Origin of the sequence: Streptomyces sp. enrichment culture (assembly GCF_964273255.1) — a bacterium.
Lineage (GTDB): Bacteria > Actinomycetota > Actinomycetes > Streptomycetales > Streptomycetaceae > Streptomyces.
This window is the reverse complement of record NZ_OZ186835.1, coordinates 3544861-3559403: the sequence shown is the minus strand read 5'-3', so window position 1 is coordinate 3559403 and position 14543 is coordinate 3544861. Positions and strand designations below refer to the sequence as shown.

Here is a 14543-nt window from a genome sequence, read left to right as displayed (position 1 = left end):
AGCGCGAGTCCGGTGCCGAGTACGGGGAGTCGTTCACCGACGGCTCCTCCCACGGCTCCGGCGGCGGGCAGGGGACCCCGTACGGACAGCAGCCGTACGGGGCGCCCGGCACACTCGGGGACGGCGGCTGGTACGGGGACGCCCCGCCGAACGCCCACGGCGGCACGTCCTACGGCGAGGGCACCTACACCGGCCCGGCCGCCCAGCACACCGGCTCCGCTCCCCCCTACCACGCCTCCGCTCTCCCGCCCGGGGACGCCTACAGCGGGGGTGCGTACCGCGACCTGTACGGCGGGGGCGCGTACCCGGGGCAGGGCCCCGGTGGGGGCGCCTACGGCGCGGACCCGCTCGAGAACACCTCCTACGGCCAGGCCCCGACCGGCGCCACCGCCCACGCCGCTCCCCCCGCCGCCCCGTCGTACGGCGGAGCACCCCACGACACGGCCCATCACGACCGGGCCCAGCACGACCCGGCCCACCACGACCCGGCGGCCTACGACACGGCCCCCTACGGCGGAGCCGCCTACGACGGGACGGCACCCTACGGGGGTGCCGCGTACGCCGGCGGCCCGGCCGGTAGCGCCTCCTACACCGAGGCGCCCCAGGACGGTCACACCCATGGTGGTGCGCCGGCCGCCGGGCCCGCCGGGGAGACGGCGTACCTGCCGCCCGTCGACGACGAGACGGTCGCCCTGCGCGTCCTGGACCCGCCGGAGCCCCGCACGCGCGAGGACGGCCGGACCGCCGCGGAGTCCGACGGGGAGGCGGGCGGCGGCCGTGCGGCGCGCAGGAAGGCCGCCAGACGGGGTCAGGGACGCCGCGGCGGGCCGTCCGGCGAGGACGAGGAGACGGACGAGTCCCCCCGGGGCGCCGGGGGGCGGCAGGCGCCCCTGTCGCGCGTCGAGGCGCGCCGACGGGCGCGGGCGAGCAGGCCCGGCCCGGCGGTGGTCGCGAGCCGGGCGATCGGCGAGGTGTTCATCACCTTCGGCGTGCTCATGCTGCTGTTCGTCACCTACCAGCTGTGGTGGACGAACGTGCGGGCGCAGGCCCAGGCGGGCAAGGAGGCCAGCGACCTCCAGAGCGACTGGGCGAACGGCAAGCGGAACCCGGGGACCTTCGAGCCGGGCCAGGGCTTCGCGCTGCTGCACATGCCGAAGCTGGACGTGGTGGTCCCCATCGCCGAGGGCATCAACAGCAAGAAGGTGCTGGACCGGGGCATGGTCGGCCACTACGCCGAGGGCGCGCTGAAGACCGCGATGCCCGAGGACAAGACCGGCAACTTCGGGCTCGCCGGCCACCGGAACACGCACGGGGAGCCCTTCCGGTACATCAACCGGCTGGAGCCCGGCGACCCCATCGTCGTGGAGACGCAGGACACGTACTTCGTCTACAAGATGCAGTCGATCCTGCCGGTGACCTCGCCGAGCAACATCAGCGTCCTGGAACCCGTCCCGAAGGGTTCCGGCTTCACCGAACCCGGCCGTTACATCACGCTGACCACCTGCACGCCCGAGTTCACCAGCAAGTACCGCATGATCGTCTGGGGCAAGATGGCCGAGGAACGGCCGCGCAGCAAGGGCAAGCCGGATGCGCTCGTCAACTAGGGGCAGAGGAAACGTGGCAGCGACCACCGACGACACCGAACAGCAGACCGCCGCCGTGTCCCGGTCACGGCAGCGCCCGGCACGCCGCCGCATGGGCCCCTTCGCGACGGCGGTCAGCGTCTTCGGGGAACTCCTCATCACCGTCGGACTGCTGCTCGGCCTGTTCGTCGTCTACTCGCTGTGGTGGACGAACGTCGTCGCCGACCGTGCGGCGGGCGCGCAGGCCGACAAGGTGCGCGACACCTGGGCCCGCGAGGCGGAGGAAGGTGCCGGGGGCCCCGTCTCCTTCGACAGCAAGGCCGGCATCGGCTTCCTGCACGTGCCCGCGATGAGCGACGACGAGATCCTCGTCGAGAAGGGCACGTCGATGAAGGTCCTCAACGACGGCGTGGCCGGCTACTACACCGACCCGGTCAAGGCGACCCTGCCGACGTCCGGCAAGAAGGGCAACTTCTCGCTCGCCGCGCACCGGGACGGCCACGGGGCGAAGTTCCACGGCATCCACCGGATCGGCAAGGGTGACGCGATCGTCTTCGAGACCAAGGACACCTGGTACGTCTACAAGACGTACGCGGTGCTCCCCGAGACCTCGAAGTACAACGTCGAGGTCCTCGCCCCGGTGCCGAAGGAGTCCGGTGCCAAGAAGCCCGGGCACTACATCACCCTGACGACCTGCACCCCGGTGTACACGAGCAAGTACCGCTACGTCGTCTGGGGCGAGCTGGTCCGCACTGAGAAGGTCGACGACCGGCGGACCCCGCCGGCGGAGCTGCGCTGACGCCGCACCGACCCGGGCGGGCGGGGACACGCGTGCCCTGACCGGCCCCCGGTGCGGTGCCACGGCGAGACCGGGCCCGGCGGCCGTTGCCGGGCCTCGGTCCCGGCCGACGTGCCGCACTCCTCCGCCCCGGCCGCCGTTGCGGGCCCCCGCGCCGGGCGCCCGGACACCCCTCGTCCCGGGCCGTGCCGCCACCCGCGCAACGGCCCCGGAACCCCAGCCGCCCCCGGCCGTCCCCAGCCGCCCCCGGCCGTCCCCGAGCGACACCCCCGTCGGCCGTCCCGCGGAGTCCCGGGACCGGCCCGCCGCGGAGGCCCGGCCGCCCCGGAGGCCCTGCCCGTAGCTGACGGAGCACCCCTCCCCGCACGACGGAGCCCCGGCCCTCCTCGCGGAGGAAGCCGGGGCTCCGTCATACCGTTCGGGCCGGGGGCGGCGCGGTCTCAGTCGTCGCGGGGGCCGCCCGTGAGGCCGCCGAAGATGCCTCCGTTGTTGCCGCCGTTGTTCCCGCCCTGCTGGCCGCCGATGGCGATCAGCACGACCTTGTCGCCCTGCTTGACCTCCTGGCCCTCCTGCGGGTTGCTGCCGACGACCACGGCGTTGTCGTCGTCCGTGCCCTGGACCCGTTCCAGCTGGAGGCCGGCCTGGGCGAGGACCTGCTTGGCCTGGCCGACCGTCATCTGCGTGACGCGCGGCATGGCGAACTTGTTCTCCTCCTGCTTCGCCTTGCCGATGACGATCGTGACCTGGGAGCCCTTGTCGGCGGAGGAATTGGGGCCGGGAGTGGTCGAGATGACCTTGCCCACCTGGTTCGGGTCGTCGGTCTCCTGCTCGGTGCAGTTGCCCACCAGGTCGTTGCCCGTCATCTGGGCCTTCGCCTCGTCACAGGACTTCCCGGTGACGTCCGGAACGGTCGACTTCTCCTGCTCCTTGGCGATCACCAGGGTGATCTTCGAGCCCTTCTCCACCTCCTTGCCGGAGGTCGGGTCCTGCTCCAGGACGCTGTTCGGCTCCTCCGTGGACACCCGCGACTTGGTCTCGATCTTGAACTGGTAGTCGTCGTCCTCCAGCTTGGAGGTGGCGTCCTCCAGGCTCAGGCCGATCACGCTCGGCACCGCCACCTTCGGCGCGCCGGTCGAGACGACCAGGTTGACGGTGGAGCCCTTCTCGACCTTGGTGCCCTGCTCCGGGTCCTGGTCGCAGATGTTGCCCTTGCTCTCGCTCTCGCAGGGCTTCGAGGTGAAGGCGAGTTTCAGCTCGCCGTTCTCGGCCAGCCGCTCCGCGTTCTTCTTCGTCTCACCTATGAAGTTCGGGACCTCGACGTTGTCGTTGCCCACCCCGCCGTCGCCGCCGAAGGCCAGGCGGCCGATCAGGATGGCACCGACCAGGACCAGGACACCCGCCGCGACCAGCAGGATCGTGGAGGTGTTGTTCTTCTTCGGCTGGCGGCGGCGTCCCTGGCGGTCGTCGTAGCCGTAGCCGCCGTCGTCCGGGTTCATGGGCGGCAGCATCGAGGTGGCCGCGGCGTTGCCGGCGTCCTGGCGCAGGGCCGTCGTCGGCTGGTCGTCCGGGTAGCCGCCGTAGCCCGCGGAGCCGAGGGCCGCGGCGGCCGCGACCGGCTGGCCGTCCAGGCAGGCCTCGATGTCGGCGCGCATCTCGTCGGCCGACTGGTAGCGGTAGTCCGGGTCCTTGACCAGGGCCTTCAGGACGATGGCGTCCATCTCGGGCGTGATCTCGGGGTCGAAGACGCTGGGCGCCTGCGGTTCCTCACGGACGTGCTGGTAGGCCACCGCGACCGGGGAGTCGCCCACGAACGGCGGGCGGACGGTCAGCAGCTCGTACAGCAGGCAGCCGGTGGAGTAGAGGTCGGAGCGGGCGTCGACCTGTTCGCCTTTGGCCTGTTCCGGGGAGAGGTACTGGGCGGTGCCGATCACGGCGGACGTCTGGGTCATCGTCATGCCGGAGTCGCCCATGGCGCGGGCGATGCCGAAGTCCATGACCTTGACCTGGCCGTTCCGCGTCAGCATGACGTTGGCCGGCTTGATGTCACGGTGCACGATGCCCGCGCGGTGCGAGTACTCCAGGGCCTGGAGGATGCCGATCGTCATCTCCAGCGTCCGCTCCGGCAGCAGCTTGCGGCCACTGTGGAGGAGCTCACGCAGGGTGGAACCGTCGACGTACTCCATGACGATGTACGGGATGGAGACCCCGTCGATGTAGTCCTCACCCGTGTCGTAGACCGCGACGATCGCGGGATGGTTGAGCGAGGCGGCCGACTGGGCCTCCCGGCGGAACCGGGCCTGGAAGGACGGGTCGCGCGCGAGGTCCGCGCGCAGCGTCTTCACCGCCACGGTGCGGCCGAGGCGGGTGTCATGCGCGAGGTAGACCTCCGCCATGCCACCGCGGCCGAGCACCTGGCCCAGTTCGTACCGGCCGCCGAGGCGACGCGGCTCTTCCATAGCTACCTACCAGCCCTCTCCGTGGGTCCCGACCGGCACGTGGGTGCCGCCGGAGGCTGCGTTCCGGGCCTACCGTACCCGGCTCGTTTTGTGTGACCTGGCCAAGTGCGTCAGCCGATACAGGACCGGTACCGCAACGTGCACCGATGTGAAGCGGACGTGACCGGTGTCACTGCTTGCCCTTGATGACCGCCTCCATCACGTCCTTGGCGATCGGGGCCGCGAGCCCGCCACCGGAGATGTCGCCGCGCACGGCGTCGTCGTCCTCGATGACGACGGCCACCGCGACCGGGGAGCCGCCGTCACCGGTCTTGGCGTAGGAGATGAACCACGCGTAGGGGTTCTTGCTGTTGGCGACACCGTGCTGGGCGGTGCCGGTCTTGCCGCCGACGGTGACGTTCGGGATGCGGGCGTTGCCGCCGGTGCCGTTCTCGACGACCGTCTCCATCATCGACTGGAGGATCTGCGCGTTCTTCGCCGACATCGGCCGGCTCAGCTCCTCCGGCTTGGTCTTCTCGACCGTGTCCAGGCTCGGTGCCTGCAGCGCGTCGACCATGTAGGGCTGCATCATCGAGCCGTTGTTGGCGATGGCCGCGGTGACCATGGCCATCTGCAGCGGGGTCGTCGCGGTGTTGAACTGGCCGATGGAGGACAGCGCGACCTGCGAGGGCTCCATGTCGTCGGAGAAGACGGAGGCGTTGGCGCGGACCGGGGTGAACTGCTCCTCGTTGAAGCCGAACTTCTCGGCCGTCTCCAGCATCTTGTCGTTGCCGAGGTCGGCGCCGATCTTGCCGAAGACCGTGTTGCAGGACACCCGCAGCGCCTCGCGCAGGCTGGCGTCCTTGCAGGGCAGGTTGCCGTCGTTCTTCAGCTCGGTACGGGTGCCGGTCATGACCCACGGGAGAGGGGTGTCCGTCTTGGCGTCGGCATCCGTGTACAGGCCGTGCTCCAGCGCCGCGGCGGCGGTGACGACCTTGAAGGTGGATCCGGGCGGGTAGACCTCGCGCAGCGCCCGGTTGAGCATCGGGTCGTCGGGGTTGTTCTTCTTCTGCAGCTTCTGCCAGGCCTCGGTGTCCGTCGTGGTGGAGTTGCCGGCGAAGGACGACGGGTCGTACGACGGGTAGGAGGCGAGGGCGAGGATCTTGCCGGTGGACGGTTCGATGGCGGCGACGGCGCCCTTGCCGCCCTGCCGCTTCAGCCCCTCGTAGGCGGCCTTCTGCGCGGCGGAGTTGAGCGTGGTGACGACGTTGCCGCCCTGCTTCTTCTTGCCGGTCAGCATGTCGAGGGTGTTGCGGAAGAACAGCTGGTCGGCGTTGCCGGTGAGGATGCCGTCTTCGATGCTCTCCAGCTGGGTCGCGCCGAAGGCCTGCGAGGCGTAGCCGGTGACCGGCGCCCACATCGGGCCGTTCTTGTAGGTGCGCTTGTACTCGAAGTCGCTGCCCGAGGTCCGCTTCGAGCCGGTGATCGGCTTGCCGTCGACGATGATGTCGCCGCGCGGCTGCGCGTACCGCTCGATGGCGATGCGGCGGTTCTTCTCGTTCTTCTGCAGGGCGTCGGCCTGCACGTACTGGAGCCAGTTGTCCCGGATCATCAGGGCGAGCATGAGCAGGCCACAGAAGATCGCGATGCGGCGCAGGGGCTTGTTCACGGTCGGACCACCTGGGTCATCTCGGCGTCTGGGTTGGTGGCGGGTGCGGGCGCCGGGCGTCGGGCGGTGTCGCTGATGCGCAGCAGGATGCCGATCAGCGCCCAGTTGGCGATGACGGAGGAACCGCCGTAGGCGAGGAACGGCATGGTCATACCGGTCAGCGGGATGAGACCCATGACACCGCCGGCGACCACGAAGACCTGGAGGGCGAAGGCACCGGACAGGCCGATCGCGAACAGCTTGCCGAACGGGTCGCGCGCGGCCAGCGAGGTCCGCACACCGCGCTCGATGATCAGCGCGTACAGCAGCAGCATCGCCATGACGCCGGCCAGGCCCAGTTCCTCGCCGAAGGTGGCGAAGATGAAGTCGGAGTTGGCGGCGAAGCCGATCAGGTCGGAGTTGCCCTGGCCGAGGCCGGTGCCCATGACACCGCCCGACCCGAACGACATGATCGACTGGCCGATCTGCTCGCAGGCGCCGGAGGTCGCGTAGCAGCCGAACGGGTCCAGCCAGGCGTCCACGCGCTGCTGGACGTGGCCGGCGAACGAGGCCACGCCCACGGCGCCCGCGGCGGACATCAGCAGACCGATGACGATCCAGCTGGTCCGCTCGGTGGCGACGTACAGCATGACGATGAACAGCCCGAAGAACAGCAGCGAGGTGCCGAGGTCGTTCTCGAAGACCAGGACGAGGAGGCTGACCGCCCAGATGGTGATGATCGGACCGAGGTCACGGCCGCGCGGCAGGTACAGGCCCATGAACCGGCGGCTGGCCAGGGCGAGGGCGTCCCGCTTCACCATGAGGTAGCCGGAGAAGAAGATCGCGATGACGATCTTCGCGAACTCGCCGGGCTGGATGGAGAATCCGGCGACCCGGATCCAGATCTTGGCGCCGAACACGTCGGCGCCGAGGCCCGGCACCAGCGGCAGCAGCAGCAGGACCAGGGCGGCCACCATGGAGATGTAGGTGTACCGCTGCAGGATGCGGTGGTCCTTGAGGAAGATGAGCACGGCCACGAACAGGGCGACCCCGATGGCCGAGTACAGCAGCTGGTTCGGGGCGGACGGACTGAACGCGCCGTAGGCCCGCTTGGCGAGCTGCTGCAGCCGCTCCGACTGGTCCAGCCGCCAGATGGCGACCAGGCCCAGGCCGTTCAGCAGGGTGGCCAGCGGCAGGAGCAGGGGGTCGGCGTACGCGGCGAACTTGCGCACCACGAGGTGGCCGACGCCCGCCAGCAGCCCGAGCCCCAGCCCGTAGGCGAGCAGCCCGGACGGCACGGAGCCGTCGATGGCCAGGCCCACGTTGGCGTAGGCGAAGACCGGGATGACGACGGCGAACACCAGCAGGGCCAGCTCGGTGTTGCGCCGGCTCGGGGCGCCGATCGCGCCGATCGTGGACGTGTGCTGCGCCGACGGGTTGGTAGTACTGCTCATCGTGTGACAGGGCCTCTCACGGCTTGCCTACTGCTTACCGCACAGCGAGACGACCTTCTGCTCCTCCTCCGAGAGGCTGGGGCCGGGGCTGGGAGTAGGTGCGGTCGTGGACGGGGGCGTGGACTTCTCCGGTGCCTTCGTCGACCCCGAGGGGTCGGGCGTCGGCGTGACCTTGGACGGGAAGGAGGCGGGAGTGGTTCCCGTGGTGCCTCCGGCCTCGCCCTCGCCGGTCTTCGCGTTCTTCTCGCTCTCGGCGGCGCGCCGCTCGGCCGCCTTCCTGCAGGCGGAGGCCTGCACCGACAGCTCCTCGATCTTCGCCCGGGCGTCCGCCAGGTCGCTCTCCGGGATGGTGCCCTCGACCAGCTTCTGCTGGTAGGGCGGCAGGTACTTGAGTTCGATCTCGGGGTGGTCCTGCTGGACCTTCGAGAGCGACACCCACGCCAGGTCCTGGCTGATGCCCCGGTACAGCGCCACGTGGTCCTCGTTGGTGCCGACGTAGTACTGCGTCTGCGTCCAGCGCCAGCCGCCGTACAGGCCGCCGCCGACGACGGCGAGGGCGAGCAGGCCGAAGAAGGACCGCTTGAGCCACTTGCGGCCCTTGCGCGGCTTGGTGAAGTCGTCGTCGCCGTAGCCGAAGCCGTCGGTGGGGATGAAGCCGGTCACGTCCCCGCTGCCGGGCGGGCCGAACTCGCCGCCCCCGCCCTGGGAACGGCGGCGGCCGAGCCCGGAGGCGCGGCCGGCCGGGGTCTGCATGATGCCGTTGTCGTGCAGCTGGCTCTGGTTCTCGGCGACGGCGCCCACCACGACCGGGGTGTCGGACAGCTGCCCGGCCAGGGTGTCCCCGGTGTCGAGGTCGAGGACGTCGGCCACGATCACCGTGATGTTGTCGGGGCCACCGCCGCGCAGCGCCAGTTCGATCAGGTTCTGGACGGTCTCCTCGGGGCCCTGGTAGCTGGCCAGGGCGTCCTCGAGGGTCTGGTGGGAGACCACGCCGGACAGGCCGTCGGAGCAGATCAGGTACCGGTCGCCGGCCCGCACCTCGCGGATCGACAGGTCGGGTTCGACGTGCTCACCGCTGCCGAGGGCCCGCATCAGCAGGGACCGCTGCGGGTGGGTGGTCGCCTCCTCCTCGGTGATCCGGCCCTCGTCGACCAGCCGCTGCACCCAGGTGTGGTCCTGGGTGATCTGGGTGAGGACGCCGTCGCGCAGCAGGTAGGCGCGGGAGTCGCCGACGTGCACCATGCCGAGCCGCTGGCCGGTCCACAGCAGGGCGGTCAGGGTGGTGCCCATGCCCTCGAGCTGCGGGTCCTCTTCGACCATCATGCGCAGCTGGTCGTTGGCCCGCTGCACGGCCGTGCCGAGCGAGGTGAGCAGGTCGGAGCCGGGGACGTCGTCGTCGAGCGCGACGATGGTGGAGATCGCCTCGGAGGAGGCGACCTCACCGGCCGCGGCGCCGCCCATGCCGTCGGCGATGGCGAGCAGGCGCGGACCGGCGTAACCGGAGTCCTCGTTGCCCTCCCGGATCATCCCCTTGTGCGATCCGGCGGCGAAGCGCAGTGACAGGCTCATGCGCACCTCGCCAGTCGGCTCCGGGTACAGCCGGTCGTGTCGAGCCACACTGCCCACCCTCCGGTCGGGAGCGCGCCGCGGCCCTGGGTGGGGGCCGACGATGCGTGCTCGCTCCGCTCGCGCTCATTCATTGGTGTAGCACTACTTCCGCAGCTCGATGACGGTCTTGCCGATGCGGATCGGCGCGCCCAGCGAAATCGGCGTGGGGGTCGTCAGCCGGTTCCGGTCCAGGTAGGTGCCGTTCGTGGAGCCGAGGTCCTCGACGATCCACTGGCCGTCGCGGTCCGGGTAGATCCTGGCATGACGGCTGGAGGCGTAGTCGTCGTCCAGCACGATCGTGCTGTCGTGCGCGCGGCCCAGGGTGATGGTCTGGCCCTGCAGCGCGACGGTGGTGCCGGTGAGGGTGCCTTCGGTCACCACCAGCTTGGTGGGGGCGTTCCGGCCGCCGCCCCGGCGGCCGCCGCCGGACTGCTGGCGCTGTTGCGGCGGCGCCTGGCGGCCGGCCTGCTGCGCGCGCCCGGCCTCCCGCCGCGCCCCGCGCTGGGTGACCCGCGTACCGAACAGGTCGCTCCGGATGACCTGCACGGCCACGATCACGAACAGCCACAGTACGGCCAGGAACCCCAGCCGCATGACCGTGAGGGTCAGCTCTGACATTGCCCCCGCTTCACCCTTCGGCTTGCCTATAGATAACGGTGGTGCTGCCCACGACGATCCGCGAGCCGTCGCGGAGCGTAGCGCGGGTGGTGTGCTGCCCGTCCACCACGATGCCGTTGGTGGAGCCGAGATCCTGGATCGTCGAGGGCGTTCCGGTCCGGATCTCGCAGTGCCGGCGGGAGACGCCGGGGTCGTCGATCCGCACGTCGGCCTCGGTGCTGCGGCCCAGGACGAGCGTGGCGCGGGAGATCTGGTGGCGGGTGCCGTTGATCTCGATCCAGTAGCGGGTGCGTCCGGCGGACGCGGGTGCGGCGGGGGGCCGCTGGCCGCCCGCGGGCTGCGGGTAGCCGTAACCGCCGCCCCGGCCGCCGGGCGGCGGAGCGGCGGGCATGGGCGGGGCGCCCGCGGGCGCGGCCGGCGGGTAGCCGTAGCCGCCGGGGCGTCCGCCCGGGGCCGGCCCGGCGCCGGGAGCGCCGGGGGCCTGGCTGGCGGAGGAGGCGAGGGTGCGGCTGCGCACCCGGTACAGGCCGGTGTCGAGGTCGTCGGCCTTCTCCAGGTGGACCTTGATCGGGCCCATGAAGGTGTAGCGCTGCTGCTTGGCGTAGTCGCGCACCATGCCGGCGAGCTCGTCGCCGAGCTGGCCCGAGTACGGGCTGAGCCGCTCGAAGTCGGGGGTGCTCAGTTCGACGATGAAGTCGTTGGGGACGACGGTGCGGTCCCGGTTCCAGATGGTGGCGTTGTTGTCGCACTCCCGCTGGAGCGCTCCCGCGATCTCCACGGGCTGCACCTCGGACTTGAACACCTTGGCGAAGGTGCCGTTGACCAGACCTTCGAGACGCTGCTCGAACTTCTTCAGGACTCCCATGGGGCACCTCCTCCGTCGCTGCCGTCCTGTGTACTGCCCCGTGCACCGTGTCGTGCACTGCTTACCTGGTACTGCTTACTGATCGTATCCACGCGCCGCCCGATCGGCTGGTTCCCCCTGGTACCCCCCGTCGACGGGTGTCGACGCCTGACGACGTTCCCTCCGGGACACCCCTTCGAACTCCTGAAGCCCTGCCGTCGCCCTCGTGCGCGCCGTTTCTGCCATGGATCGTAGAGGGGGCCGAAGACCAGTGTCCCGCACCGGGCTGTGGACTCCGCCCGGCTCCTGGGCAGACGAGGAGGACCGGTACGAGGTTGATACGTGAAGCAGCCGCTCCCGGAACGCGGCCGGAGCGCACGGTGGTCCGACGTTCCGCGAGGGCGACGTCGGAGACGGACGGCGGCGGACGGCGGCGGGCGGCGTGCGGCCCCGGCCGGACGGTGCCCTCCGGAAGGCCCGGGGACGGACCCCGGGCACGGTGGTGCTGCTCAGCGGCGGCCGGCGCCGGGGCTGCGGAAAGGGATGTGAATCCACCCCGGCCAGCGTGCTAATGTTCTCGTGTCGGAAGGCGCCGCACCCCCCAGGGGGAGGCGGAAGGCCCGAAGACAACACCCAATGCGCGGGTGGCGGAATAGGCAGACGCGCTGGATTCAGGTTCCAGTGCCCGCAAGGGCGTGGGGGTTCAACTCCCCCCTCGCGCACCACGAGAAACCGTTGAGACGGGTCTCGGCCGGAGACGGAAGTCCCGGGCGGGGCCCGTTTCGCATTGTCCCGGCCGCCGGGACGGAGCAGCATGCGTGAGCAATATCACGGGGGGCGCGCCCCCCATCGCCTTGGCGGAATCCGCCCGCCGGGGCCGGGACCGGGCGCACCGGCCGGCGCCCGCTGCCGGTGCCGGCGGGGTGTCCGCCCGGAACGGCTAGCCTCCCGGAATGGCTATCGACCTGAGTGATCCCGGTCCGGAATTCCTCTCGTTCTGGCGGGAGCGGCTGTTCCCCACCCTCACCACCCTGCGGCCCGACGGCAGCCCCCATGTCGTCCCCGTCGGGGTGACGTACGACCCGGAGCACCGGCTCGCCCGGATCATCACCCGGCGGACGAGCCGGAAGGCGGCCCATGTCGGGGCGGCGCGGCCGGACGGCGCGCGGGTCGCGGTCTGTCAGGTGGACGTGGGCCGCTGGGCGACCCTCGAGGGGGTGGCGCGGCTGCGCACCGAGCCGGAGGCGGTCGCCGAGGCGGTCGAACGGTACGCGGAGCGCTACGGCCGCATGCCGAGCCCCAACCCCGAGCGCGTCGCCATCGAGATCACGGTGACGCGCGCGATGGGACGCGTCTGACGCCGGGCACCCGGGCCTGCGGTCCGGAGCACGCCGGGCTCGCGGGCCCCGGAGCGCGTCGGGCTCGCGGGCCCCGGAGCGCGTCGGGCTCGCGGGCCCCGGAGCGCGTCGGGCTCGCGGGCCCCGGAGCGCGCTTCCGGTGAGCGGTGCGTCAGGCGCTCGGGGCCGCGCACCCGGTGCCCGGTGCGGAGGACGGTGGTGTGGGGATCACCACAGAGGGCGGAGCGGAGGGACCGTGTCTCCCGTCAACGCCCTGATCATGGTGGCGAGTTCCGCCCGGGGCACCTTCAGGTTCGCCGCGTGGAGCCGCTCCGACAGCTGGGCCTCCAGATCGTGCAGGGTGCGTCCCGCCACGGTCAGGTGGGTCCGCGCGCGCTCGGAGGCCGTGCCGTGCTGCCGGACGGGCAGGAGAGGATTGCGCTGCCCTGGGCCGAGTGAGGTGCCCCCGGGGCGTCGGAGCGTCACCCGCCTCCCGTTGCGCTGACGCCCCTCAGAACCAGCCGCGTTCGCGGGCCAGCAGGGCGGCCTGGAAGCGGTTGGTGGCGTGCAGGCGGGTCATCAGACTGGCCACGTGCTTGCGGTACGTCCGCACCGAGATGCCCAGGTCACGGGCGCCGCTCTCGTCCTTGTCGGCGCTGTAGAGGGTCTTGAGGATGCGGCGCTCGATCTCGGTGGGCGGCTCGTCGTCGGGGGTGGGCAGTTCCTGGGCCATGGCCCACATCCGGTCGAAGAGGGTGACCAGGGTGGCCACCAGGCCCGGTTCGCGCGTGAGCAGGGCCCCCTTGGCGGTGTCCGACGGGTCGAGGGGGGTGAGCGCCGCCGAGCGGTCGCAGATGATCATGCGTTCCAGCGGGGCGTGGGAGACGCGTATCTCCGCGCCTTTGGCAGCGAGTTCCCGTAGGTAGGAGAGGGTGTCGGCGTCGTCCAGGGCGGGCGCGGCCATCAGGGTGCGCATGCGCACGCCCCGGCGCAGGATGCGCAGGTCGATGGGGCGGGAGAAGTCCGCCGACTCGGGACTGATGATGCCCGTCGGGTTCGTGGTCAGGCTCTCGGTGCGGGCGAAGAAGGTGAGTTCGTCGATGACGGCCCGGACGGCTTCGAGGCCCTCGATCTGCTGGACGGTCGGGGCCTCCTCCGGCGGGCGCGGTGCCGGGGCCGTCTCCCGTTCCTGCTGCAGGGACTCCACGATGCCGTTGCCGCGCGCGGTCTGCTCCAGCTCGGCCTGCAGGGCGTCCAGCCGGTGGTCGATCAGGTGCTCCACGGCTCTGGCCGGGGCCACGGGGCGCAGGGCGCCGGTGTGGGTGCGGGTGGCCAGGCCGAGGGTGACGAGCCGGTCCGCCGTCTCGGTGTGGGTCTCGGCGGCGACCTGGTCGGGTTCGTCACCGACGCCCTGGCGCAGAAGCCGGCGGTAGAGCGCTTCCTCATCTCTGGCGACGCCCAAGAAGTCCAGACGTGGTTGCGCCACGGATTCCCCCCTGTGTGCACGAACTGTGCCGATCTTCCCCCAAGAAATACCCCGGGTAGCACCGACGGCGCCATGCGTCGTACGGGGCCGATGTGTCCCCGGGGGGCGGTTCGTGCAGCAAACGGCACGTGTACGACGCAGCAAGTTGCACGCGAACCATCTCGTTCGAGGGGGTTCCGGACGGCAGAGTTGTTCTCGCCAGGAGGAAGCACCGCAAGAGAACGAACCACTCGATACTGGGGGAAATCGTGAAGCGCTCTGTTGCCGGAACCAGGAACGGTCTTGTTCGCGTCGGCGCCCGTGCCGCCGCCACCCTGCTGGCCGGGGGACTGCTGACGCTGGCGGGCCAGGGGATCGCCCAGGCCGCCGAGAACGGACCCGCCTCCGGACGGGCGACCACGCAGGCTCCGGCCGGCACCGCCGGTTCGGCCGGGCTCCCGGGGGAGGTCGCCGAGGGGGCGGCCGGTCTGGCACGGACCGTGGTCGACGGCCTGCTGAACCACGACTGGGGGGTCCCGCCGGCCAAGGACGTGCCGGGCAACCACGACTGGGGTGTGCCGCAGCCGTCCGCTCCGGACAACCACGACTGGGGGGTCCCGCCGGCCAAGGACGTGCCGGGCAACCACGACTGGGGCGTGCCGCAGCCGGTCGTGCCGGACAACCACGACTGGGGCGTTCCGCCCGTCGCGCCGAACCCCGGTCGCTGACCGGGCCGGACGCCGGCCCGCTGC

At 71.3% G+C, this 14543-nt stretch carries 12 protein-coding genes and 1 tRNA gene; 5 read left to right on the top strand and 8 right to left on the bottom strand.

Annotation, left to right across the window (positions count from 1 at the left end):
* Positions 1-284 precede the first annotated feature (284 nt).
* Positions 285-1604, top strand: coding sequence for a class E sortase (locus ACSU53_RS15310; protein ID WP_437033213.1), 1320 nt, complete (start codon positions 285-287; stop codon positions 1602-1604).
* Between the two features lie 13 nt (positions 1605-1617).
* Positions 1618-2382, top strand: a complete 765-nt coding sequence (locus ACSU53_RS15305) for a class E sortase (protein ID WP_437028156.1) — start codon at positions 1618-1620, stop codon at positions 2380-2382.
* A 440-nt stretch (positions 2383-2822) separates the two neighbouring features.
* Here the strand turns inward: ACSU53_RS15305 and pknB are convergent, their stop codons facing one another.
* The 6 genes from pknB to ACSU53_RS15275 all read right to left on the bottom strand — a co-directional run bounded on the left by pknB (position 2823) and on the right by ACSU53_RS15275 (position 11010).
* Positions 2823-4838 carry a Stk1 family PASTA domain-containing Ser/Thr kinase gene (pknB, locus tag ACSU53_RS15300; RefSeq protein ID WP_437028154.1) on the bottom strand — a complete coding sequence of 672 codons (2016 nt, stop codon included), beginning with the start codon at positions 4836-4838 and terminating at the stop codon, positions 2823-2825.
* Positions 4839-5007: 169 nt separating this feature from the next.
* Positions 5008-6486 (bottom strand): peptidoglycan D,D-transpeptidase FtsI family protein, encoded by a 1479-nt coding sequence (locus ACSU53_RS15295; RefSeq protein ID WP_437028152.1) that lies wholly within the window; start codon positions 6484-6486, stop codon positions 5008-5010.
* Positions 6483-7919, bottom strand: a complete 1437-nt coding sequence (locus ACSU53_RS15290; protein ID WP_437028151.1) for an FtsW/RodA/SpoVE family cell cycle protein — start codon at positions 7917-7919, stop codon at positions 6483-6485. The genes ACSU53_RS15295 and ACSU53_RS15290 overlap by 4 nt, the downstream gene beginning before the upstream one ends.
* Before the next feature lie 27 nt (positions 7920-7946).
* Positions 7947-9488, bottom strand: a complete 1542-nt coding sequence (locus tag ACSU53_RS15285; RefSeq protein WP_437028149.1) for a Stp1/IreP family PP2C-type Ser/Thr phosphatase — start codon at positions 9486-9488, stop codon at positions 7947-7949.
* Between the two features lie 141 nt (positions 9489-9629).
* A complete protein-coding gene (locus ACSU53_RS15280) occupies positions 9630-10145 on the bottom strand; it encodes an FHA domain-containing protein FhaB/FipA (RefSeq protein ID WP_192233207.1) in 516 nt (171 codons plus the stop codon).
* A gap of 10 nt (positions 10146-10155) precedes the next feature.
* Positions 10156-11010 carry an FhaA domain-containing protein gene (locus ACSU53_RS15275; protein ID WP_437028147.1) on the bottom strand — a complete coding sequence of 285 codons (855 nt, stop codon included), beginning with the start codon at positions 11008-11010 and terminating at the stop codon, positions 10156-10158.
* A gap of 617 nt (positions 11011-11627) precedes the next feature.
* On the opposite strand from ACSU53_RS15275, the gene ACSU53_RS15270 reads away from it, so the two are divergent.
* Positions 11628-11714 (top strand) — tRNA-Leu (locus tag ACSU53_RS15270).
* A 228-nt stretch (positions 11715-11942) separates the two neighbouring features.
* Entirely contained in the window at positions 11943-12347 is a 405-nt protein-coding gene (locus ACSU53_RS15265; RefSeq protein WP_437028146.1) for a pyridoxamine 5'-phosphate oxidase family protein, read from the top strand.
* Between the two features lie 207 nt (positions 12348-12554).
* Here the strand turns inward: ACSU53_RS15265 and ACSU53_RS15260 are convergent, their stop codons facing one another.
* Both ACSU53_RS15260 and ACSU53_RS15255 read right to left on the bottom strand, forming a co-directional pair.
* The gene (locus ACSU53_RS15260; RefSeq protein WP_437028145.1) at positions 12555-12701 is read right to left on the bottom strand and encodes a hypothetical protein; all 147 of its coding nucleotides are present in this window, start codon (positions 12699-12701) and stop codon (positions 12555-12557) included.
* A 136-nt stretch (positions 12702-12837) separates the two neighbouring features.
* A complete protein-coding gene (locus ACSU53_RS15255; protein ID WP_437028143.1) occupies positions 12838-13812 on the bottom strand; it encodes a helix-turn-helix transcriptional regulator in 975 nt (324 codons plus the stop codon).
* A 248-nt stretch (positions 13813-14060) separates the two neighbouring features.
* On the opposite strand from ACSU53_RS15255, the gene ACSU53_RS15250 reads away from it, so the two are divergent.
* A complete protein-coding gene (locus ACSU53_RS15250; RefSeq protein ID WP_437028141.1) occupies positions 14061-14519 on the top strand; it encodes a hypothetical protein in 459 nt (152 codons plus the stop codon).
* Positions 14520-14543 lie beyond the last annotated feature (24 nt).